Source organism: Christiangramia lutea (genome assembly GCF_022489035.1).
GTDB lineage: Bacteria > Bacteroidota > Bacteroidia > Flavobacteriales > Flavobacteriaceae > Christiangramia > Christiangramia lutea.
In genome coordinates, this window is sequence record NZ_JAKVTV010000002.1 from 75,747 (window position 1) to 99,761 (window position 24,015).

General features: G+C 38.2%; 14 protein-coding genes. 7 read left to right on the plus strand and 7 right to left on the minus strand.

What is annotated here, in order from left to right; all coding sequences use genetic code 11:
• Positions 1–52: 52 nt before the first annotated feature.
• From ML462_RS06680 to ML462_RS06700, 5 genes are read left to right on the plus strand one after another with little or no spacing between them, the layout of a single operon-like run.
• The gene (locus ML462_RS06680) at positions 53–3,343 is read left to right on the plus strand and encodes a VCBS repeat-containing protein (protein WP_240713018.1); all 3,291 of its coding nucleotides are present in this window, start codon (positions 53–55) and stop codon (positions 3,341–3,343) included.
• Complete coding sequence (locus ML462_RS06685) at positions 3,336–6,644, plus strand: VCBS repeat-containing protein (RefSeq protein ID WP_240713020.1); 3,309 nt, start codon at positions 3,336–3,338, stop codon at positions 6,642–6,644. The genes ML462_RS06680 and ML462_RS06685 overlap by 8 nt, the downstream gene beginning before the upstream one ends.
• A complete protein-coding gene (locus ML462_RS06690) occupies positions 6,637–9,918 on the plus strand; it encodes a VCBS repeat-containing protein (protein ID WP_240713021.1) in 3,282 nt (1,093 codons plus the stop codon). The genes ML462_RS06685 and ML462_RS06690 overlap by 8 nt, the downstream gene beginning before the upstream one ends.
• Positions 9,915–11,276 (plus strand): vanadium-dependent haloperoxidase, encoded by a 1,362-nt coding sequence (locus ML462_RS06695; RefSeq protein ID WP_240713022.1) that lies wholly within the window; start codon positions 9,915–9,917, stop codon positions 11,274–11,276. The genes ML462_RS06690 and ML462_RS06695 overlap by 4 nt, the downstream gene beginning before the upstream one ends.
• A gap of 2 nt (positions 11,277–11,278) precedes the next feature.
• A complete protein-coding gene (locus tag ML462_RS06700; protein ID WP_240713023.1) occupies positions 11,279–12,199 on the plus strand; it encodes a GyrI-like domain-containing protein in 921 nt (306 codons plus the stop codon).
• On the opposite strand, the gene ML462_RS06705 is transcribed toward ML462_RS06700, so the two are convergent.
• Positions 12,200–13,072, minus strand: a complete 873-nt coding sequence (locus ML462_RS06705) for a diacylglycerol/lipid kinase family protein (protein ID WP_240713025.1) — start codon at positions 13,070–13,072, stop codon at positions 12,200–12,202. It abuts the gene before it with no gap.
• Positions 13,073–13,143: 71 nt separating this feature from the next.
• Here ML462_RS06705 and ML462_RS06710 point away from each other — a divergent pair, with 71 nt between their 5' ends.
• Positions 13,144–14,109 (plus strand): App1 family protein, encoded by a 966-nt coding sequence (locus tag ML462_RS06710; protein ID WP_240713027.1) that lies wholly within the window; start codon positions 13,144–13,146, stop codon positions 14,107–14,109.
• A gap of 64 nt (positions 14,110–14,173) precedes the next feature.
• Here the strand turns inward: ML462_RS06710 and ML462_RS06715 are convergent, their stop codons facing one another.
• The 4 genes from ML462_RS06715 to ML462_RS06730 all read right to left on the minus strand — a co-directional run bounded on the left by ML462_RS06715 (position 14,174) and on the right by ML462_RS06730 (position 19,140).
• Positions 14,174–15,025, minus strand: a complete 852-nt coding sequence (locus tag ML462_RS06715; protein WP_240713028.1) for a dienelactone hydrolase family protein — start codon at positions 15,023–15,025, stop codon at positions 14,174–14,176.
• Between the two features lie 15 nt (positions 15,026–15,040).
• Positions 15,041–16,393 carry a M28 family metallopeptidase gene (locus tag ML462_RS06720; protein WP_240713029.1) on the minus strand — a complete coding sequence of 451 codons (1,353 nt, stop codon included), beginning with the start codon at positions 16,391–16,393 and terminating at the stop codon, positions 15,041–15,043.
• Positions 16,394–16,503: 110 nt separating this feature from the next.
• Positions 16,504–16,773 carry a YtxH domain-containing protein gene (locus ML462_RS06725; protein WP_240713030.1) on the minus strand — a complete coding sequence of 90 codons (270 nt, stop codon included), beginning with the start codon at positions 16,771–16,773 and terminating at the stop codon, positions 16,504–16,506.
• Between the two features lie 153 nt (positions 16,774–16,926).
• Positions 16,927–19,140: a bifunctional alpha,alpha-trehalose-phosphate synthase (UDP-forming)/trehalose-phosphatase gene (locus tag ML462_RS06730; RefSeq protein WP_240713032.1), complete on the minus strand. Its 2,214-nt coding sequence runs from the start codon at positions 19,138–19,140 to the stop codon at positions 16,927–16,929.
• 95 nt (positions 19,141–19,235) lie between these two features.
• Here ML462_RS06730 and ML462_RS06735 point away from each other — a divergent pair, with 95 nt between their 5' ends.
• Positions 19,236–21,032: a glycoside hydrolase family 15 protein gene (locus ML462_RS06735; protein ID WP_240713033.1), complete on the plus strand. Its 1,797-nt coding sequence runs from the start codon at positions 19,236–19,238 to the stop codon at positions 21,030–21,032.
• Position 21,033: 1 nt separating this feature from the next.
• Here the strand turns inward: ML462_RS06735 and ML462_RS06740 are convergent, their stop codons facing one another.
• Both ML462_RS06740 and ML462_RS06745 read right to left on the minus strand, forming a co-directional pair.
• On the minus strand, positions 21,034–21,756 hold the full coding sequence (locus ML462_RS06740; RefSeq protein WP_341481577.1) for a mechanosensitive ion channel family protein: 723 nt from the start codon (positions 21,754–21,756) through the stop codon (positions 21,034–21,036).
• Between the two features lie 409 nt (positions 21,757–22,165).
• Positions 22,166–23,932, minus strand: coding sequence for a mechanosensitive ion channel family protein (locus tag ML462_RS06745; RefSeq protein ID WP_240713035.1), 1,767 nt, complete (start codon positions 23,930–23,932; stop codon positions 22,166–22,168).
• Positions 23,933–24,015 lie beyond the last annotated feature (83 nt).

Sequence of the window (24,015 nt, forward strand, 5' to 3'; positions counted from 1 at the left end):
GTATTTTGGAAAGGCTTTTAACTTTATATCGGCTTAACCCAAATTATTGATATTGAAAAGATCAGTTTTATTTTTGTGTAGTCTTCTCTTAATTCTTTCCTGCGCAGATGAAACCGAAGATAGAGTAAATAAAAGGTTTCAGATCCTTCCTTCTAAAGCGAGCGGTATAGATTTCAGTAACGAGATCATTTCCAGCAAAGAACTTAATATTCTTAATTATCTCTATTTCTATAATGGAGCCGGTGTTGCTGCGGCAGATTTCAACAACGACGGACTAGTGGACCTCTACTTTGCCGCAAATATGGATAGTGATAAACTGTATTTGAATCATGGAAATTTAAAGTTCAGAGAGGTTTCAACCCCAGCAGGTATTTTGCAGAATAGAACCTGGTCTAATGGCGTTACTACTGTAGATATTAATGATGACGGGCTATTGGATATCTATGTATGTGAAGTAGGTAATTACAAAAATCTTCAAGGAGCAAATAAACTTTATATAAACCAGGGCAACGATTCAGAAGGGATTCCAGTATTTTCAGAAGAAGCAAAAAAATACAATCTTGATTTCAGCGGGATGTCCACCCATTCGGCATTTTTCGATTTTGATCTGGACGGAGATCTTGATATTTTCCTGTTAAACCATTCTGTTCATCCAAACGCGAACTATGGTGTAGGATCTACCAGAAATCAGAATGATAGTATTTCCGGAGACAAATTGCTTAGAAATGATAATGGCCGGTTTACCGATGTTACCGAAGAAAGTGGTATCTACAGCAGTAAAATTGGGTATGGTCTTGGTTTGGCTATTGGAGATATAAATAATGATGGTTTTCCTGATATTTATGTTGGGAATGATTTCTTCGAAAACGATTACCTGTATATCAACCAGCAGAATTCCACCTTTAAAGAACATATTTCTTCAGAGAATAGCGGGATCTCACATACTTCTCATTATTCCATGGGTGTGGATATTGCAGATTTCAATAATGACGGACTTCAGGATATCATAAGTTTGGATATGCTACCAGAGGATCTCACTACTTATAAGGCCTCAGGTACAGATTTTTCATACCAGATTTACCATAATTATTTGAATAAAGGTTATGCAAACCAGTATATGCAGAATGCTTTGCAACTAAATCTGGGAAATATTAATTTCAGTGAGATTGCACATATTTCTGGAATCGCGGCTACCGAATGGAGCTGGGCACCCTTATTTGCCGATCTGGATAATGATGGGAAGAAGGATCTTTTTATCACGAACGGGATCCTGGGTGCTACTAATGATATGGACTATATCAGTTTCATCGCTAATGAAAATATTCAAAAAAGACTAAATAAAGGAATGACCGATCAGGATATGAAGATCATCGAGGAAATCCCGGTAAAGCGAACAGCCAATTATTTTTTTAGAAATCAAGGTGATTTGTCTTTCAGTAATATGAAAGGGAATTGGTCAAAACCTGAGGAATCCTTTAGCAATGGTGCCGTGTATGCCGATCTAGATAATGATGGAGATCTGGACCTGGTAACCAATAATGTGAATTCAAAAGCCTTTATTTATGAGAACCGGAGTAATAGCCTGGATAGTTTAAGCTACTTAAAGCTGAACTTTAAAGGCCCTGAAAAGAATAAATTTGGTATTGGAACAAAAGTGAAAATTTATACCGGTAAGGACATTCAGTTTTTGGAGAATTATCCTTCCAGGGGTTTTATGTCATCTGTACCACCAATACTTCATTTTGGTCTAGGAAATCGATTAAATGTAGACTCTCTTGAGGTAATCTGGCCTGGAGGCGCTATACAAAAATTGAAGAATGTTGCATCAGATCAATCCATAACCCTTAATTATGAAGATGCCGTTGTACAGGAAAAAGTATTAGAAGAAAAACCTGAAATTTCCAGCGTGCCACTTTTGGAAAATAGGCACCGGGAGTTTTCCTTTAAAGATTTTACCTATGAACCATTAATTCCATATTCCCAATCAAACCTGGGGCCGGCTGTATCTGTTGTCGATTTTAATGGTGACGGATTGGAAGATATCTTCATTTCCGGCGATCAGTTTAACCCCGGTAGAATGTGGCTACAAAATACTAATTCAGCCTTTACCCTTGTGGAAAACATTCAAATAGGCTCTAATGCCAGAGAACCCGTAGACCAGGTTTTCTTTGATATGAACAACGATAAAGCTCTTGATCTTATAGTGGCTTACGGTGGTACAGATCCAAACAATTCAGGAAAGAATCATCCGGAAATATATTTGAACAAAAACGGAAATTTAGAGAAGACGTCTTTTCTTGATAAAATTGATATAAATGCTTCAGTTGTAAAATCTGCAGATTTCAATAACGATGGATTTGCGGATATTTTTATCGCCAGCAATTCAGATTATGGAAGCTATGGAAGATCTGGAAAAGCAAAAATTCTTTTGAATCAAAATGGTGCCGAATTAAGCGATTCTTCATACTATAATAATTCTTTGAAAGATTTGGGTATGGTCTACGATGCCTATGTTACAGATATAAATAATGATGATTATACCGATATCATTATAGCTGGACATTATATGCCATTGACCATCCTTCTTAACTCTGCTGAAGGTAATTTTATTAAAAAGGAGATCAATAATACTGAGGGTTGGTGGAATTCAGTTGCCATCGAAGATTTCGACAAGGACGGAGACCTGGATATTCTGGCCGGGAACTGGGGGCTCAACAGCAGGCTGAAGGCCAGTTTAGAAAATCCTTTGCAATTATACCTAAATGATTTCGACGATAACGGAAAGACAGATCCCATTCTAACTTATTTCTACAAAGGTAGAGAAACCCCGTTGGCCACTAAAGATGAGTTGTCCAAACAGATCCCGGCATTGAATAAATCCTTTTTGTCTTATACCGATTTCGCAGAAGCAGATTTTAATGATTATTTTTCAGAGGAGAAAATTGATGGTTCCATAAAGAAAAAGGTAGTAACCCTGGAAACCACTTTATTTGAGAATACTGGGAACCTGGAATTCAGGAAAATGAGTTTACCCAGGGAAGTTCAATTTTCATCTGTTCATGATATATTAATTACTGACATTGATAATGATGGTCTATCAGATGTTGTTATGGGAGGTAATAATTATCACGTCAACACCCAATTGGGTAGATTAGACGCCAGTAAGGCACTAATTCTTAGAAATAAAGGGAATTTGAAATTTGAATTAATCAGGAACAAACTCTACATTAATGGAGCAGTAAAATCTATTAAGAAAATAAAAATTCAAGATGAAAATTATTTCATTTTTGGAATGAACAACGATAAAACCCAATTTGTTAAATACCCCGAATTAAATGAATAAAAGTTCTTTTTTATTACTGTTTCTAATCATTGCCGTTTCCTGCGGAAAGGATAAGGAAGAAACAGGTGTTCAGAATTCTAATGATTTTCGTTTTACTGAAATGCCTTCAGATTCTACGGGTATAGATTTTATAAACAAGGTGGATAACGAAAAGGAGTTCAATATTTTCAATTATCGAAATTTTTATAATGGTGGAGGAGTTGGAATTGGAGACCTGAATAATGACGGTTTGCCAGATGTATATCTAACTGCCAACAGGGAAAAGAACAAACTATACCTGAACAAAGGAAACTTCAAATTTGAGGACATTAGCAAATCTTCAGGCACAGAGGGAAGCAGGTCCTGGTCTACCGGGGTGACCATGGTAGATATTAACACAGATGGCTACCTGGATATCTATGTTTGTAATGCGGGCAACCTGGAAGGCGATGATAAAAAGAATGAACTTTTCATCAATAACGGAGATCTCACATTTACTGAAAAGGCCGCGGAATATAATCTCGATGATACAGGGTTTGGAACGCATGCTGCCTTTTTCGATTATGATTCAGATGGAGACCTGGATGTATATATCCTCAATAATAGCTTTATACCGGTAAGCAGTCTTGGCTATGTGAATAAAAGGGAATTGCGAAGTGAAGACTGGGAAATTCCAGACCTTCTAAAAGGTGGTGGAGATAAGTTATTAAGGAATGATGATGGGAATTTTACCGATGTTAGTGAAAAAGCTGGTATTTATGGTAGCCTTATAGGTTTTGGCCTGGGCGTTACCATTGGCGATATTAATGGAGATTTCTTACCGGATATTTATGTTTCCAATGACTTTTATGAGCGAGATTACCTCTATATAAACCAGGGTGACGGAACTTTCAGGGAAAAAATAAAGGATTATATGCAGCACCTAAGTCTATCCTCAATGGGTGCAGATATGGCCGATCTTAACAATGATGGACTTCCAGAGATCTTTGTAACCGATATGCTACCGGAAGATGATGCCCGGCTTAAAGAAACCGGCGACTATGAACGATATGATCTTTATCAACTTAAAAAGAGCAGAGATTTTTACAATCAGTATATGCAGAATACCCTGCAATTGAATAATGGGAATGGTACCTTTTCTGAAATTGCTCATTTTAGTGGTGTTGCCAAAACCGACTGGAGCTGGGGAGCCTTGCTTTTTGATATGGATAATGATGGTTACCGTGATATTTTCGTAAGCAATGGAATTTACCATGATCTAACCAATAACGACTTTATGGACTTTTTTGCTAACGATATCATTCAGAAAATGAGTATAACAGGGAAGAAAGAAGTTATAGAAGAGGTGATCAACAAAATGCCTTCTACTCCTATTCCTAATTACTCATTTAAAAACGGTAAAGACCTGGTATTTGAGAATAAGGCGGAGGAATGGGGGCTTGACCAACCCGGGTTTTCCAACGGTTCAGCTTATGCCGATCTGGATAACGACGGAGATCTTGACCTGATCGTTAATAATTTTAATATGCAGGCTTTCGTATATAAGAACAATAGCGAGAGAGATAAAAAAAATTATATCAAGTTAGAAGTAAAAGGTGAAGGAAAAAATACCATGGCGATTGGAAGTGTCATTGATATATTTTTAAAAGGTGAGGTCATCAGGCAGGAATTAATTCCAACCAGGGGATTCCAGTCTTCTGTAGATTATGTACAGACCATAGGCCTCGGTAAGGCAAAGAAGATAGACTCTTTACGAATCGTTTTTACTAATAGGAAGAAGTTGGTCGTAAAAGACCCTGAACTGAATTCAACCCTGGTTTTAGATCAAAAGGACGCGGATGAAGATTGGTCCCAAATTTCCGATAGCAAAGAAGCCTGGTTCGAAGAAATGGATATAGATTTTGAGATAAACAAGGAAGACCGGCATGTAGATTTCGATTATGAAGGCCTTATTCCGAAAATGCAGTCCCAGGAAGGTCCGGCTACCGCGGTGGCAGATATTGACGGGGACGGGAATGATGATCTCTATATAGGAGGTGCATTTGGCAGCCCCGGTAAGATCTACCTTCAGAAGGAACCGGGAAAACTTGAGCCTATCACCTTCAATGCTGGTGAAAATTTTGAAGATACCGATGCTGAATTCGCAGATATCGACGGGGATAATGACCTTGATCTGCTGGTAACTTCCGGAGGTAACTTTAAGAATGCCAGGACAGGCCTCAGGGCATATATCAACGATGGAAATCAGAATTTCAGTGATTATAAGATCGTGTCTTATTCTCCAAATAACACTTCGAACGTTGAAGTTTCCGACATTGACGCAGACGGAGATCTGGACCTTTTTCTTGGCGTATATACCGTTCCTGGTATTTATGGGCTAAAAGTTTCCAGCCTGATCCTAGAAAATAATGGTAAAGGTGAGTTTAAGGATATCACGGAATTTGCCGCACCAGGCTTGAAGGATATCGGGATGGTGAAAGCAGCGGTTTTTGAAGATTTAAATAAAGACGGAAATTCCGATCTCACTGTTGTGGGAGAATGGATGAGTCCGAAAATTTTTATAAATAACCAGGGAAGATTTGAGCTGAAGAAAGATGAGTTATCAGATTATGCCGGTTTGTATAACAGCGTGCTGGCAAAGGATATCAACAATGATGGTTTCCCAGATCTTATCCTTGGAAATAGAGGGGAGAATGCCAGTTATCAGGCTACGAAGTCTGAACCGGCAAAAATGTTCGTTACAGATTTTGATCTGAATGGAACTACAGAACAGGTTTTTACAAAGACCATAGATAGCCGTGATATACCTTTACATACAAAAAGGGAATTAGCAGGGCAGATTGTATCTATCAAGAAAAAGAACATGAAGTTCAGCGAGTATTCCAGTAAATCTATTCAGGAGCTTTTCGCAGCCGATATACTCAAAAATGCCCAGGTTAGTGAAATTCATAATTTCAAAAGCATAATTGCCTATAATGATGGTAAGGCTAACTTCAAAGTTGAAGCTTTACCAACCCAGGCGCAATTTTCCTGTATTTGCAGTATTAACACAGCCGATCTCAATAGAGATGGCAGGCAGGACCTTATTCTTGCAGGAAATAATTATTCTTTAAAACCTCAGTTTGGAAGGCTTGATGCCAGTTTTGGGACCATACTGCTTAATGATAAAGACGGATTCAAAGTAGCCAGTTCTGATGATTCAGGTTTGCTTCTTAAAGGAGAAGTAAAATCCCTGGAGTGGTTGCAGGACAAAAATGGTAACAGGTATCTTTTAGCAGGTATAACGAATGACAAACCCAAACTCTTTAAGCGAAATGAATAAAATTTCATGGGTCCTTTATTTGTCAATTTTCGTTCTTCTTATTTCCTGTGCCGAAGATAAAACTGAAAAAAGTGAGAAGAAACAGGAACAGCTTTTTACCCGGCTAAAATCTAATGATACCGGGATAGATTTCAGAAATGATCTCACGGAAACCGATTCCATGAATATTCTGGAATACCTCTATTATTATAATGGGGGAGGAGTGGCCATTGGAGATATCAATAATGATGGCTTGCAGGATTTATTCTTTACTTCGAACCAGGAAGAAAACCGGTTATATCTCAACCAGGGAAATATGAAGTTTCAGGATATATCGGAGACTGCAGGAATAACCGGTAATTCAGACTGGAATACCGGTGTTACCATGGCCGATGTTAATGGCGATGGAAATCTGGATATTTATGTTCTTGCCGTAAGTGGGATCAAAGGCTTGAAAGGACAGAATGAATTATTTATAAACCAGGGTGATAATACCTTCATCGAAGCTGCCTCAGAATATGGAATAGGACTTGAAGATTACGGAACTTCTACTGCATTTTTTGATTATGACAACGACGGAGATCTAGATCTTTATATACTGAATCATGCGGTGCATACAGATGAATCTTTCAGTCCTGCAGAGATTCGAGAAAGAAGGAATGCGTACAGTGGGGATAAATTGTTTCGCTATGAAAATGGGAAATTCACAGATGTGAGTGAAGAAGCAGGCATTTACGGCGGTCCCAATGCCTATGGCCTGGGCGTCGCTACAGCCGATCTTAATAATGATGGTTTTACCGATATATATGTGAGTAACGATTTTCATGAGGATGACTACCTGTACATGAATAATGGTGATGGAACCTTTTCAGAGGAAATGAAAAAGAAAATGACCCAGGTTAGCAGGTTTTCTATGGGAAGTGATATTTCAGATATCAACCATGACGGTTATCAGGACATTTTAACTGTAGACATGCTACCCGAAGATGAAACAGCTTTAAAAGCTTCAGTAGGCGATGAGGATATCAATATTTTGAATCTAAGAATGCAATACGGTTATCATCGCCAGTTTAGCCGGAATATGCTGCAATTGAATAATCAGGGAAAGAATTTCCAGGAAATCGCCTTACTAAGCGGAATCGAAGCTACAGACTGGAGCTGGTCTCCCTTATTTGCCGATTATGATATGGACGGGGAAACCGACCTGTTCGTTTCCAATGGAATTGTCCGCAGGCCAAACGACCTTGATTATATTCGTTTCATTTCGAATTCCCAGATAAATAAAAACAGCAATGATTCTGAATTTATGGATAAGGAATCATTGAATATGATGCCAGAGGGGAAAGTGAATAATTACTTTTTTAGAGGTACTAAAAATCTTGATTTTCAGGATAGATCTTCCAGTTGGATCTTGCCTGAAGATTCCTTTTCCAATGGTGCCGCATATGGCGACCTGGACAATGATGGTGATCTGGATCTTGTAACCAATAATATCAATTCTGAAGCCTATGTTTATATGAATTCAGCTTCAAATAAGAATAACTATTTGAGGTTCCAGTTCCATTCTGATGAAAAAAATACTTTTGGGATTGGAACAAAGGTCTACTCCTATAGTAATGGAGAATTGCAATATGATCAGCTCTTTACAAGTAAAGGATTTCAATCTTCTTCTGAGCCTTTTTTACATTTTGGATACGGGAATAAAAAACTTATAGATTCGATACATGTTATCTGGCCCGAAGGAACTGTCCAGAAATTACATGATATTGAAACTAACCAGGTTCTAGTTCTCAGTCCTACCGAAAATGAGATTAACAGTTCATTGAAACGCTCGAAATATCCCAACAGGCAGATTTTTGAAAAGGTTGATAGTATCCCCGGTTTTTCATTCAGGCATAGAGAGAACTCCTATAATGATTTTGACCGGCAGAAGCTTATTCCCTATCGAATTTCAGATGAAATGCCCGTAGCGGCTACCGGAGACTTCAATAATGATGGTCTGGACGATCTATTTATTGGCAATTCCCGCGGGGTGAGTTCTGAAGTATATTTACAAACTGCTGAAGGTTTAAAAAAGTCCAGTTTTCCTTTTTTAGAGGAAACCAGGAATTCTGAAGTAAGAGGAGTGGAGATCGCCGATTTTAATAACGACGGAAAAGACGATATTTTCTTTGTAACCGGCGGTGGAGAATTTACCGGAATATTTGATGTTTTAAAGGATAGTTACTGGACCGAAATTAGTGGTACCTGGGAAAAAGTTTCCTTGCCGGAATATTATTCTGATGCGGGAGTGGTTGTTTCAGCCGACATAGATAAAGATGGCGACCTGGATATTTTTGTAGGTGGACGTGCAGTGGCCGGGGATTATGGTAAAATACCCGAATCATTCCTGCTAGAAAATATCGATGGAAAATTTCAGCTGGTAGTAAATGATGATCTAAAAAATGCCGGATTGATCACCGATGCTATCTGGGACGATATGAATGAAGATGGTTTTCCGGAATTGATCCTGGTAGGAGAGTGGATGGCCCCAAAGATATTTGAGAATAAGAATGGTAGACTTGAACTCTCTGAAAAATTAGAATTGAACGATCTTTCTGGTTTATGGCAATCTATTGAAGCATTTGATATAGATGGGGATGGCGATCAAGATTATATTCTGGGTAACTGGGGTGATAATTCAAAATTTAAAGCCTCTACTCAGGAGCCCTTGCGAATGTATTATGGCGATATCGATGGGAACGGTAATTCAGAAACTATTCTTGCCAGGAATATTGATGGACAATACTACACCTTTGCAGGTCTGGATGAACTTAGCAGTCAGATGAATTTTTTGAAAAAGAAATTTCCAAATTATAAGAAATTCGCTGGTAAGAATATTCAGGAGATATTCGGAAAAAGCCTGGGTAAAATGGAGGTTCGAGAAATTCAAACCACCGGCTCCGGTTATTTAAGAAATGATCATGGAAAATTAACTTTTATATCCTTTAACAAAAATTTACAATTTGCGCCTATAAATTCTATATTTGTATGGAACGATCTCATTGACATTAAACCAGCTGCTATTTTAGGCGGGAACTATTTTGGGGTTACTCCCTACCATGGTGCCTACGGGGCTTTTCCCGGTGCGGTGATTACTCCCGAAATGAAAATCTTGTCTGGCGATCTAACCGGTATCGATTTTACTGGAAAGGCCGTAAGGAGCCTTATTAAAATAGAGATTCATAAAAAGAAATTTTTGATCGGGTTATTGAATGATGACGAACCGATCATCTATAAATACGAGGCTAAATGAAGTTTATTAATAGAATAAATATTTTTCTATTTGGGCTGGTTCTTTTCAGTTCTTGCCAGAATGATGAACCCATTGTGGTAACTTCTGAAGATTACCATACCGCGATAGATAAAATCACTGAAGTTCAGGTACACGATATTTTTTCTCCGCCTGTGGCCAGCAGGATCTATGCTTATTCTAATATTGCTGCCTATGAAGCCTTGCAGGCTGGTAATTCAGAATATAAAAGCCTGGCAGGGCAGTTGAATGAACTCACCCCGGCACCTGCTCCTAAGGATACCACAGGATTAAATCTCAGGGTTTCCTCTATAGTGGCGTTCTATGAAATAGGAAAAAGTTTGATCTTTTCTGAAGAAAGTGTGGTAAACTTCAGAGATAGTATTTATAAAAACTGGGAAAGTAAAAATCCCGAAAGTTTTAGGAAATCTAAAGCATACGGGCTTGAGATTGCCACTCATATCAAAGGTTGGATGAGCAATGATAATTATGCAGAAACCCGCACGATGCCTAAATTTTCCCTTTATACTGAGGATGAAAGTAGATGGCAGCCCACCCCGCCGTCGTATATGGATGGTATAGAACCGCACTGGATGAAAATAAGACCCTTTGTAATCGATTCTGCAGCACAGTTTAGACCAGCACCACCACCGGAGTTTTCCATGGAACCTGACTCCAGATTTTATAAAGAGTTAACCGAAGTTTACGAAGTGAAACGTGAAATGGATGAAATAGGTGACAGCAATGAAAATGAAAAGCTGGAAATAGCGAAATTCTGGGATTGCAATCCGTATGTTTCTACTCAAAAAGGACACCTTATGTTCGCTACTAAAAAGATCACCCCTGGCGGTCACTGGATTGGGATTACCAAGATCGCCTGTAGAAAATCTAAGGCAGATTTTAATAAGACTGTTTATGCCTACACCAGGACTTCTATTGCTATAGCAGATGGTTTTATCAGCTGCTGGGACGAGAAATATAGAAGCAATCTCGTTAGACCGGAAACTTTGATTAATAAATATATCGATGAGAACTGGTCTCCAGTATTGCAAACACCGCCATTTCCTGAATACACCAGCGGACATTCCGTAGTATCAGGGGCAGCAGCGATAGTTCTTACCGATATTTTCGGTGATAATTTCTCCTTTGAAGATGATACCGAGGTAGCTTATGGATTACCCGTAAGAAATTTCAATTCATTCAATGAAGCTTCTTTGGAAGCAGCCAATAGTAGATTATTTGGAGGAATACACTATAGAGCGGCTATTGAAGTTGGATTAAAGCAAGGTAGAGATCTGGGTAATTTTGTAGTAAATAATCTACAGTTAACTATTGAGAACCAAAGCCTGGCATCGAATTGATCATGAAAAAGGTCACTTTAACCCTATTGCTGCTCATTTTCGCAGGATTAGCTTGGTATCTATTTATTAAAAAATATGATTATCAGTTCGAAACAACTGCCAGATATGGTCCAGGTGCAGTATCATATGAATTGTCTGAATGGAAGAAGCTAAATCTAACCGAGAATTCCGCTGATATTGAACTCATTAATAAGGAAGATTTCAAGACCCTTACCCAAAGAATAAAAGTTGATAGTTTCCATAGCCTTGAATTTAACTGGGAGTTGGAAAAGCTGAATGATAGCGCTACGTCTATAACGCTAAATGTTTATTCTAAAAAGAACAAGCTGGGTAACCGGATAGATATTGTAAACCCTTTTCAAACCAGTAATTATATAGACAGCCTGAAGGAGAAGGTAATTAACTTTAAAAAGCAGTTAAGAGACCACCAGAACCTTTATAGGATAACTCCTGAAACCTCTTTAGTAAATACACCCGGGATGGAGTGTATATGTAGTTCATCTAAAGGTATTCCTCTAACCGGCAAGGCATCTGAAATGATGAGAACAATTTCTGTTTTAGAAAATTATGTTCTTAAAAATGAAATTAGCTTGAATGGTTATCCCTTTCTGAAAGTTACCAACTGGAACAGGGAGCAGGATCTTATTGCTTTTGATTTTTGTTTTCCGGTGAAAGACATCTCAAACTTACAGGAGACTGCAAAGATCAGTTTGAAAAAATTCTCATCCCAAAAAGCGCTTAAGCTTTTATTTAATGGTAATTATAGACTCTCTCACATTAGCTGGTTCGATCTTATTTTTATGGCGCAAGATCGTGGAATGGAGATAGAGGAGTGGCCCATGGAGATCTATCATGACAACCCAAAGATCGATAGCGATCATCTTAACTGGAAGGCTGAGGTCTATCTACCGGTGAGTGAATAATCATGGAATCGCGATCCTCAATTTTTCAGGAGGTAACTTGATTTCAATCTCTGTTTTCTTTCCTATATACTCACCGTCAATCTGAAAAGCGACTGGTTTCTTACAGGTTATCCTGGCTTCTTTGGCAGAAATGATCTCCACAAAGTCTTTGTCAAAATCGGTTTCATTTTTTAGGGTTTTCAGGATTTCGCCCAAATTTAGTTTCTTGAAGATAAGGATTTCGAATACTCCGTCATCAGGAATTCCCTTCGGGTTGACGTTTGCGCCGGTTCCATACTTCTTCATATTAGCGAAACCAAGCAAAACTGCCTGTTCATCTCTAGAATGTTCTTCGGTCTCAATATGAAAATTGAAAGGAAACTCGCTTTGAATCAATGTGGGGATAGAATGAATCAAATACCCAAATTTTCCTCTAATTGATGAATGCTCATAATTCTTTATTAATTCTGCATTTATCCCAAGATCGCTCATGTGAAGGCAAATAGTATTATTAAGGCATAATAGATCGAGATCGATAAAATTATTTCCCAGAGCAATATCCACCTGTTTCTTTAAAGACGGGGGGAGCTCCAGGTTAACTGCCAGGCCGTTTGCCGATCCGGCTGGAATGATGCCCATTTCCAGATCGAATCCTTTAATAGCATTGGCGACCAGGTTAATGGTTCCGTCTCCACCTGCTATCAAAACACGATCTATATTCTCTTCCTTTATCTTTTTTTGAATTTCTTCTGAATCGTTCTCTCCAGAGGTTGAATACAAATGAAAATTTACCTTTTCCAGCTCCAATTGGTCACGAACTTCAGAAATGATCTTTTTTTTGTCTGTGTGCCCGGCTACGGGATTTACAATCAATAAAACTTCCTTAAAATTCATCCGGTAATCTTTTTGAAACCCCTAAAATTAATTAATTTGGAATGAAGGAATTTTAAAAAAAGCCCAATATTTTGAAACTTGATCTTAAGTTGTACCGCGGTTATGTGAATGATGAAGAGCTGATAGTTTTTGGACATTTATTTCAATCCTGGGCTCCAGACAAGTATAGTGTTGATAAGAAAGGAATTAAACATGCCTATGCTCTTTTGCATAAATTCCGAATCAAACCCCTGAAGAATTTTGAAGTCCGTTTAAAATTCAGGGATCTTGAGGTAACTACCAAGACCATGGAAGACGGTTATTTCCGATTTACAATACCTTACGATCTTGAACTAGAACCTGGCTGGCATGAGTATGAGGTCACCTGCAAGATGTATGAATTTGGAATGATCGAAAAAGGAGAACTATTAAAGCCTTATCCGAGTAAACTTGGAATAATATCAGATATTGATGATACTTTTCTAATCTCCCACAGCAATAGTTTTTTTAAAAAGCTTTTCGTCATGCTGTCCAAGAATATCAATAAAAGGAAGATATTCGATGATGTAGTAAAGCATTATACGAGGCTTAGTCAGGCCGGGCAAAATCAGCATTCCGCTTCAAATTCATTTTTCTATGTTTCCAGTAGTGAATGGAACCTTTACGATTTCATTTCAGAATTTGCAGATTTGCATGATCTTCCCAAAGCAGTAATAAAACTAAAGAAGATCAAAACAGGATTACGTGATTTTGTAAGTTCCGGAAGGGGTAACCATGATCATAAATTCATTAAGATCAAGGATATTATCTCTTTTTATCCACACCTTAACTATGTTCTTTTAGGAGATGACTCGCAGCATGATCCTTATTTATACGAAAGGATATGCAAGACTTTCCCCTTGAATATCAAAGCTGTTTATATAAGGCAAACCAAGAGCAAGCAAAATGGAAAGGTACAACGGGTATTGGCCAACCTGGAATCAATGAATGTAAGTACATGTTATTTCAGAGATAGCGAAAAGGCCATTCATCATTCAGAAAGAGAACATATAATTTAAAAAGTCCCCAAATTTTTAATTTGAGGTCCTATATAATTAAGACTTTCGGTATTCAAATTTCTATTTAATCCAGCAGATTTAATAACCTTTTCCATGCTTTATCATGGGCATTTTTATTTGCATCTATCGCATCCGTTTCGTGGCCACTTCTCATAAATGCATGACCGGCTTCCTCATAGATCTCGTATTCATAAGTTTTATCATTCTCCTTCATAATCTTTTCGGTTTCTTCGATAGTAGAATTTACTCTGTTATCATTTCCACCGTAATATCCATAGACCGGAGATTCGATTTTTGCCAATTCTGAAGCATCTTTTGGAGCTGTACCATAGAAAACATGTGCTGAAGTGATCTCGGGATTATTGGTAGCATATCTAAAGGTCTGTGAACCTCCCCAGCAAAAACCTACCACAGCAACTTCTCCAGTTGAAGCGGGATCCTTTTTGATATATTCATAAGCGGCATCAAGATCTTTAGTAACCTGATCTTTATCCAGGTCGTAAATGGCGTCCCTGGCGGCATCAGGATTTTCGAAATCTGTGGTTCTTTCTTTTCCTTCCACGGTATTTGAAATTAGGTCTGGTGCAATTACGAGGTATCCTTTGGAGGCAAGTTTATCGGTGAAAACACGAGCCCAGTCGTTAAGACCTCGATTTTCATGAATTACTATTACTGCCTTAGTTTTTTTATCTGATTCGGGATATGCAACAAAAGCCTTAAAGCTTCTTTCTCCATGGGATAGATCAATCCATTCATGATGTCTCGGCGATTCTGAAAGTTCTCCGGTTTCACTTTTCATGGTAGTTTGCTTCTTTTCCCGGCTTTCGGAATTTTCATCTTTTTTCCCCTCATTCTTGCAAGAACATAGAAGTGAAATAAAAAGGATCAGGACCAGATTTAATTTCAGGTTTTTCATAATTTATAAATTTTGTTATCTAAAGGTTCCGGAAGGAAAAGAAACCAGGCTTTCATGCCGGTTTTTACCTACCGCAACTACTCCGAACAGGTAGTTGTCTATAACAATTCCTTCTAAGGTGAATTCGGTCACATCTCCCACAAACCTGGAATGCTGCCATTGCGGAGCCGTTGTATCACGCCAGTATATCTTGTAACCGGCAATATCACCATTTACGGGTTCCCACCTTAACTTAGTGCTAGGTTCAACGATCCCTCCAATTTCAACATTTTTAGGAGAGGGTGGTGCCCAGGCCAGGCTGGCCAGGTTTATCGCATTTACAGCTGTTAACTTTTTTGCATAGTCGAAATTCACTCCTTCTACAACATCTCCATATTCAATTCCATCCTCGGTACGAATATCCTGGTGCTGACGGTTATAATTCTCGTGAGCTTCCATAATTCTCACACCCGCAAATCCCAGGTCATTAAAAGGCCTGTGATGGCCACCACGACCAAACCTATCCAAACGATAGATCATCATCGGGTTCATTTCCGGCATATAAGTTTCTGTATTTTTATGAATGTACCTGGCCAGTTGCCTGGAGATACCATCAACCTCTCCGCCATAGTATCTGCGCATACTTCTTTCTCTTTCTGTTTCGGTAGGAGGTACCGGTTCAGAAAAAATCCTGAAACTTCTGTTGTCTATTACTCCGTCTACTCCTTCAATGTTACCAATCATATCATTATTAAGAACCCCGATGATCTCCCAGTTATTCTTTTTGGCATATTCCGCAAGTCCCTGTCCTCCAAACAGACCCTGTTCTTCACCTGAAAGTCCAACGTAGATGATGCTGCTTTCAAATTCATATTGTGACAGGACCCGGGCCGCTTCCATAGTTCCGGCCATCCCGCTGGCATTATCATTTGCTCCCGGAGCATCTGTTGTAAAATCCATGGTATTGCTTGCGCGGGAATCTATATCACCACTCATGATGACGTAACGATTAGGGTATTTAGTACCTTTTTGAATGGCAACAACGTTTACCACCCAGGCTTCTTTCGGAATTCTTTCCCCATCTTCTGGAGTTACAAAGTCTTTCTGATAAAATACTTCCAGGCAGTTTCCGCAATCTGAAGAGATCTTTTCGAAATCTGATTTTATCCATCTCCTTGCGGCACCTATTCCGCGGGTGTCTGAGACAGTATCACTAAAAGTATTCCTGGTGCCGAAACCAGCTAGTTTTCGAATATCCTGCTCAATGCTATCTGCAGATATCTTATCGATAATATCATATAATTTTTTACTAGTGTCCTGTGCCTTTATATTAAATCCAGCACAAACGATTAATATTAAAGAAAATAGTTTTTTGGGGGATAGATCCATGTTGTATCATTTATTTAGCTCTCTAAAATACAGAAGTTTCGAGGATATAAAAAAAACAAAGCCCCGGAGAAAAACTCCGGGGCTCGACTATTACTCAATTTTACTATAAATTAACTGGCCATATCGTGCATTTCTGCTTTAGCCTTATTAATTTTTTCTTCAGACTTAGAGCTTGATACTGTAGCTTTAGTTCTGGCTTTTAGAGCATCTACTTTATGACCTATAGAATCGGATAGATCATGAATACTTTTATTAGCTCCTTTAATGTAATCATCACCTTTTTTCGTGATGGCTCTTCTTGTATCTTCACCTTTTTTAGGCGCATATAAAAGACCTACTACCGCACCAGCTACAGCTCCTGATACTAGTCCTAATAACAATTTTCCTGATTTCATAGAATTTGGTTTTAAATTGGTTCGATTTAAATTCATAGGATAAAAGTAAACAGAAAACCTACTGAAGCCATATTCTTTGAGTTAATGTATATTTAAACTTTTTTTCAAATTGCTAAAGAAATTAACAGAGAAAAATTTTTATGAATTTTCTCTGAATTTTTCAAGCAGGGTTCTCACCTTTGGAGTGCCTTCAACATAGAATCTTGCGCTGGTCTTTTTTATACCAACTTTCACGGTATATGAAGATTCAGGTAGTTCACGGAACATATATTCATCTGTCCAGTCATCTCCAATTGCAAAGATGAAATCGTAATTCTTACCAATAAGTTTCTTGGTAGAGGCCTTTCCTTTGTTTACGTCACTACTTTTAATTTCCAATACCTTATTACCTTCAAGTACACTCAAGCCTCGATTAGATATCAACTCTTTTAAAACAGTGCTTAATTCGTTTGCACGTATTTCTCCCAGTTCGGGGTCTGCCTTTCTATAATGCCAGGCCAGGGAATAATTTTTTTCTTCAATAAAGGTACCGGGAGTTCGGTCTACAAAGTTTTCGATCACAGGTCTCACTGCATCCATCCATTCACTTTTCACATTTTCTGCGAGTTCCCATTCTCCGTCTATTTGTCTCATCCAAACCCCATGTTCTGAAATAAGTTCTACAGGTACATCTTTCCACCAGCTTCCAAGGGTATTTTTATCCCTTCCGCTAATAAGGATTACATCTGTTTTATCATCTGCATTGAGTGACCTTATCAATTCTTTGAGATCTTCATCTGGACGGGCATTTTCTGGTTTCTCAACAAAATTCACCAGGGTGCCGTCGTAATCAATGAAAAAGATTCTTCTTTCGGCATTTCTGTACTGGGTCATGATCTCTTCTGAGATCTCGGGTGTAATTCTTATAGATTTAAATGAATCTCTATTCTCCCTTGTACCTTTGAGTGCCTTCATAAAATCCTGAGCCCATTTTTCAACGCTATATCTACGCAATCTCTTCTGAAGCATTTTATTTCTTTCTATCTGCTCTTCTTCAGGCATTTCAAAAGCCGTTTTTAAAGCTTCAGAGACCTGTTCAAAATTATTTGGGTTGATGATAAGAGCTTCATTCATCTCGTGAGCAGCACCGGCCATTTCGCTTAAAATAAGCACCCCGGTGTGATTTGTCCTGGTAGCGATATATTCTTTGGCTACAAGGTTCATACCGTCACGAATAGGTGTTAATAACGCAATATCGCAGGTAGTGTATAGATCTATTAAATTATTGAAAGGCATGGAACGGTAAAAATACCATATTGGGGTCCAGCTTACCGTTGAGAATTTTCCGTTTATCCTACCCACCAGTTCATCGATCTCGCGTTTAAGCCTTCGGTATTGCGGAACATTGGATCTGGAAGGAACTGCCAGCATTACGAGTCGAACTTTTTCTATATATTCCGGGTTCTTATCGAGGAAATATTCATAGGCGCGAATACGGTGTGCTATACCTTTTGTATAATCCAACCTGTCTATGCTCAGGATCATTTTTGCATCTGGAGTTGCTTCAAGATGGTGATCCAGTCTTCTTTGTAATTCCGACTGATCTGCGGTAGTACTTTCAAAATGATTCAAAGCGGCCTGTTCAAATTTCTTATAATCTATCCCCATTGGGAATGAATCTACCTTAACGATCCTGTCTGGCAGGGTAATTTCATTGAAGTCTACCTGATGCCTTAAAATACGGCTTACAGAACTTAAAAAATGACGCTCATAATCATAGGTATGGAAGCCGATAAGGTCTGCACCGAGTACACCCTTAAGAACCTCATCTCTCCATGGAAGCGTTCTGAAAACTTCATAAGAAGGGAAGGGGATATGATTAAAGAAACCAATAACAGCCTCTGGTTCTTTTTCCCTGATCATATTTGGCACCAACAGTAATTGATAGTCATGTACCCAGATCACATCACCGTCTTTATAATGTTTCAGGATCTCATTTGCATATTTTTGATTTACCTGCTGATAAATTCTCCAATATTGGTCATCAGATTCGGTATATTCCATAAAATAGTGGAATAATGGCCAGATTGTTCTGTTACTAAATCCATAATAAAAACCGTCAATTTCATCTGAAGACAAATGCACTGCCACACAGTTCTCTGCCTGGGCTTTTTCCTGAACATTCTCTTTAAGATTTTCAGGAATTTCCTCCTCGGTAAGTCCGGGCCAGCCTATCCAAACACTATCTCCGTCCTTATGAAATGATTTTAAGCCGGTTGCGAGACCTCCTACACTGGGAGTTACCTCCAGCTCACCATTTTCAATTGAAATTTGCAGTGGTAACCTGTTGGAAATAATGATTGTTTTACTCATAATAAAATGTAAATGCTGTTGTGACGAATTCGATTTTTATTAAATTTCCGAAAATCATTTCAGACAGCAATTGATTTATAAGATTTTTATGATATATGGATAACCTTGATTACGGTATAATAAGCAATTGTAAAAGTGCAGCATTAATTTCTAAAACCGGTTCCCTAGACTGGTGTTGTATGCCCAATTTTGATTCTTCGGCAATGTTTGCCAAAATACTGGATGAGAAAAAAGGAGGGAGCTTCGAAATAATTATTGGAGATGATTATAAGGTAGAACAGGAATACCTCTGGGAAACAAATATTTTAAGCACTATTTTCGATAACGGTACAGATTCCTTTCAACTTATTGATTTCATGCCAAGGTATCCAAGAGAGGATGGTTCTTACTATGCTCCGCCGGATATAATTCGGTTTTTTAGACTTACCGGAGGAAAACCAAAATTTACTATCAAATATGATCCAAAGCTAGACTTTGCAAAAGAAGAAACCTATAGCGAGCTTAAAGGGGAATATATAAAGAGTTTTACCAAGCAGGGTAAATATGATTCATCCTATTTCTATTCGAGTTTCAACCTGCAGGATATTATAGATCGTAAGGAAATTACTTTAACCGGAAATGAATATTGCCTGGTAGGTTATCATGAAAAACTGGTAGAACAGACCTTGGACAGATCTTATCTAAAATTCCAGCGAACCAAGGTTTACTGGATGAACTGGAGCGATAAGACCACCAGATATACTCACTACGGAAATGAAATAATGCGAAGTGCCCTGGTTTTAAAGGCATTGAGCTATAAAAAATCTGGAGCTGTACTGGCTGCTGCAACCACTTCCTTACCGGAAACTATTGGAGAAGAGCGAAACTGGGATTACAGGTTTTGTTGGATTCGGGATGCTTCCATGGTAATAAAAGTAATGGCTGGTCTTGGACATATCAAATCTGCCAAAGATTTTCTTCAGTTCATTCTTGATATTATTCCTCATAAAGATGAAAAGATACAGATCATGTATGGGATCAATGGAGAGAAGGAACTCACTGAGCACATACTGAATCACCTTGATGGTTATCAAGGCTCTAAACCGGTGCGTACCGGAAACGCGGCTTATATTCAGAAGCAAAATGATATATACGGCATTCTGATGGAGGTGATTTATCAGCAATTCCTCATGTTCGAAACATCTCTTGAAAACTCTGAAGCACTATGGACAGTGGTAAGAGGAATCGTAATGATCGTTAAGGAGAACTGGAAAAAGCCAGATAAAGGTATCTGGGAACTTAGAACAGAAGATCGCCATTTTGTATTCTCCAAGTTACTTTGCTGGGTTGCCGTAGACAGGGCAATTAAAATAGGAGAGGTTCTTAGAATGGGAATTAATGATACCCAATGGAAAGCTTTAAGGGAAGAAATATACCAGGATATTTATAAAAACGGCTGGAACGAAGAAAAACAGGCTTACACCCAGTATTATGGTTCTTCAGACCTGGATGCATCTACCTTATTAATGGAATCCTACGGTTTTATTGAAGCAGATGATCCTAGATTTGTAAGTACCGTTATTGCTACCGAAAAAGAATTATGTGAAGACGGTTTAATGTACCGATACAGGAATAACGATGATTTTGGAAAGCCAACTTCTTCTTTTACTATCTGTACTTTTTGGTTGATAGACAGTCTTTATAAGATTGGCAAAAAGAAAGAAGCTAAGGCTATGTTCGATCAACTTTTGTCTTACAGCAATCACCTGGGATTGTTCAGTGAAGATATAGATTTCAAGACCAAAAGACTTACAGGTAATTTTCCGCAAGCGTATTCGCACCTGGCACTCATAGAGACTGCGGCTAATTTCAGTAAGGGAATTTATCCGGAAGGACTGAATTTCCAGGATTAAATTACTGATCTTTTTCAATGCTCACCCGGGACTTAGGTAAGGACTCGGGATAATTCTCCTGGATGAATTTTAATAACTTTTCTCTGAGAAAAACTCTTAGATCCCAGGCAGTAGGTGAATCCTTAGCACTTACCAGGACTCTTAGTTCAACAGATTTCTCAGTGGTATTAGTGACCTGTAAAACATCAACTTTTCCATCCCAAAGATCTGTGGAGTTAAGCAGCCTGGTTTGTTCTTTTCTCAAATCATCTATAGATAGGGCGTAGTCTGCATAAATATATACCGTTCCCAGAATATCGGCAGAAGTTCTGGTCCAGTTCTGGAACGGGTTTTCTATGAAATATGTAGTAGGAACCACAAGCCTTCGTTTATCCCAGATCCTAACAATTACGTATGTTAGATTTATCTCTTCTATCCAGCCCCATTCACCTTCAACGATCACCACATCATCTAAGCGAATAGGTTGGGTTAACGCGATCTGAATTCCGGCCAGTAACGTGCCAATTGCTTTTTGGGCTGCCAGACCAATAATGATTCCTGCAATTCCAGCAGATGTTAGCAGACTAATCCCAACAGATATGATGCTGTCAAAGCTCATCAATGCTATTCCAATGGCCAGGATAACGATTATAAAGATTATGATATTTTCCAAGATCATATACTGGGTGTATACTTTCCTTGCTTTTAAGTTGTTGGAACTCTCTACATCATACTTTCTGAGCATTCTTCTTTTCAAAACCTTAAAGATCAAAATAAGAAACCAGGCGATACTTAAAATTATTCCGATAATACTAATATGACCAACAATCAATTTAGTAGCTTCGAAAATAAATATATCGGCTAAAATGGCAGTTTGCGCTATGAGGGAAGCAAGAAAAATAAGAAGTGGAACCCGAATTTTTTACGCAAAATTAACCGGTAGAATATTCCGGGGATTTTTTCCCAACCGTTTTAGAATGTAAAATGCAACGGAGAAAGAAAGTGCCAGAATTACTATTCCGGCAATGATATATGTGGTCATATTCTTTTCCAGTTCTATCATTCAGATTATTTAAATATTAAATTTAGGCAAAAGGCTGAAAGACACAGGTTTGATAATATAGTTTAACCTATAAGGTTTTCGAAGATTATTTCTAACTCTCTTTTATGTCTCTGTCTTCCAATTCTACTCTTTCTTTTGTAAGGTAAAAACCATCTTCAAGTTCTGCGATATATTTCACAAGCTTTTCCCTTAATTCGCAATGCAGATCCCAGGTTGTTGGATAATCCTTTCCACTGCAAAGACATCTTATTTTTAGCGCTTTGTTATCCATTTCTGACACCTGAACAATTGGAGCCCTCTCTTCATCTCCATCCCATTTGTCTGAATTTCGAAGTAATTCTTCAAATTTTGCTCTTACTTTAGACACATCTATTCTGTGATCGGCATAAACCTCTACATTACCAATAGACTGGGAGCTGGTCATGGATAGATTTTCGAAACTGTTTGAAACTACCGTTTTTAAGGGTATTACTTTTCTTCTAAGATCCCAAGTTTTTAATACCATATAGGTAAAAGTGATATCCTCTACAAACCCATAAGAATCTTCAATAATCACTGCATCACCAATTTTTGCCGGCTTTGTAATCGCGATCTGTATTCCTGCTATAATATTACCCAGTGTACTCTGTGCAGCAATACCAACTACAACCGTGGCTATACCAGCAGAAGCCATTAAGGAGACACCTAGTTTTTCCAAGGAAGGGAACTGGGAGAAGATCACCGAGGCACCCAGGAAAACAATGACAAAGATGAATATTCGTCTGCCCACAGAAATATAGGTCATCATTTTCTTGGCCTGGGCATTCTGTTCATCATTCAGGTCTCCAACTGAATGTTCTGCAAAGAAATCCATGACATAATCTATTACTCGCATTATCAGCCAGGTGATTATCCCAATTACTGATATCAATAAAAGTGTATATAGTCCTCTTGCAAGTGGTCCTGTGAAAGAGATCAGGTTGTTCAAAAGTAAATAGAATACCAAAATACCCATAGCGGCGCCTGCCGGAGAAGCAAGGCGATAAGCGATGTTTTTAATCCAGTATTTTTCTGTGTTGGAAAAGATTTTCCTGATGTAATGTGAAACGATTTTTGAAAGAAAATAGGACAAAAGTATCAACAGAAAAGTCCCTATTAGTTTCCATACTGGAATTCGAAACACTTCAAAACTGATCCATTTTGGAATTAATCTATCCAGTTTTCTGGGACCGAATCTTTTATAAAGTGGTTCAATATTTTCAACTGTTTGAGGTGAAATTAGCCAGATTGGGCTTTTGTCTTTATATTTTATTCTTTGGAGTCTAAAATTTATATCTCTGTTATTCAGTTCAGTTTTCCCAAAACTTATACTTCTTCTAGGTTTTCCCGCAATTGCTTTATTCGTGGAGGTACTGAAATCAATTTGTCCATCTGGTCTGTCAGAAAGTTCATCCCAGGAAATCGAAATTCGTTGTTCCAGTACAAAATTTAATTTTTCAGCCAGAACAGAGGCTTCCACCTGGCTGAGATCATCAGGCAAAAGATTCAGGTTAAGTGCGTAGGCGGCCTGCTTATAATTCTTATTTCTTGAATTAATTATAAAGTGTTCCAGGGCGGCTTGTGGGGTAAGAAGATTAATATCATCCGGAGGAAAGCTCACGCCTGGATTCCAGCGATCGGCCTTGAAGTATGCATCTTCAAACTTTCCCAGGGAAGTCCCAGCATTAGCCACACTGTCCTCAATAGATATTTCTTTGGAAGGTAATTGTTGATCCTCAGATTGATTTGTAGTATCAATTTGTTCAGATTGGGCAAAAGAAAACCCAATATTTAAAAAGAGACTAAAGTTTATGAAGGTCTTAATTAAAGATTCAGGCATTTTGGGATTTTTGGTGTGGGTTTTAAGTTAGTTAATATAAGAATTTAAAAAAATCAATTTTTATTTCACCTGTTCAATTAAAT

Bases quoted from the DNA above. Each gene is read 5' to 3' on its own strand.
- ML462_RS06685 (WP_240713020.1), top strand. From the start codon at position 3,336: ATGAATAAAAGTTCTTTTTTATTACTGTTTCTAATCATTGCCGTTTCC.
- ML462_RS06690 (WP_240713021.1), top strand. From the start codon at position 6,637: ATGAATAAAATTTCATGGGTCCTTTATTTGTCAATTTTCGTTCTTCTT.
- ML462_RS06695 (WP_240713022.1), top strand. From the start codon at position 9,915: ATGAAGTTTATTAATAGAATAAATATTTTTCTATTTGGGCTGGTTCTT.
- ML462_RS06700 (WP_240713023.1), top strand. From the start codon at position 11,279: ATGAAAAAGGTCACTTTAACCCTATTGCTGCTCATTTTCGCAGGATTA.
- ML462_RS06705 (WP_240713025.1), bottom strand. From the start codon at position 13,072: ATGAATTTTAAGGAAGTTTTATTGATTGTAAATCCCGTAGCCGGGCAC.
- ML462_RS06715 (WP_240713028.1), bottom strand. From the start codon at position 15,025: ATGAAAAACCTGAAATTAAATCTGGTCCTGATCCTTTTTATTTCACTT.
- ML462_RS06720 (WP_240713029.1), bottom strand. From the start codon at position 16,393: ATGGATCTATCCCCCAAAAAACTATTTTCTTTAATATTAATCGTTTGT.
- ML462_RS06730 (WP_240713032.1), bottom strand. From the start codon at position 19,140: ATGAGTAAAACAATCATTATTTCCAACAGGTTACCACTGCAAATTTCA.
- ML462_RS06735 (WP_240713033.1), top strand. From the start codon at position 19,236: ATGGATAACCTTGATTACGGTATAATAAGCAATTGTAAAAGTGCAGCA.
- ML462_RS06740 (WP_341481577.1), bottom strand. From the start codon at position 21,756: ATGCTCAGAAAGTATGATGTAGAGAGTTCCAACAACTTAAAAGCAAGG.
- ML462_RS06745 (WP_240713035.1), bottom strand. From the start codon at position 23,932: ATGCCTGAATCTTTAATTAAGACCTTCATAAACTTTAGTCTCTTTTTA.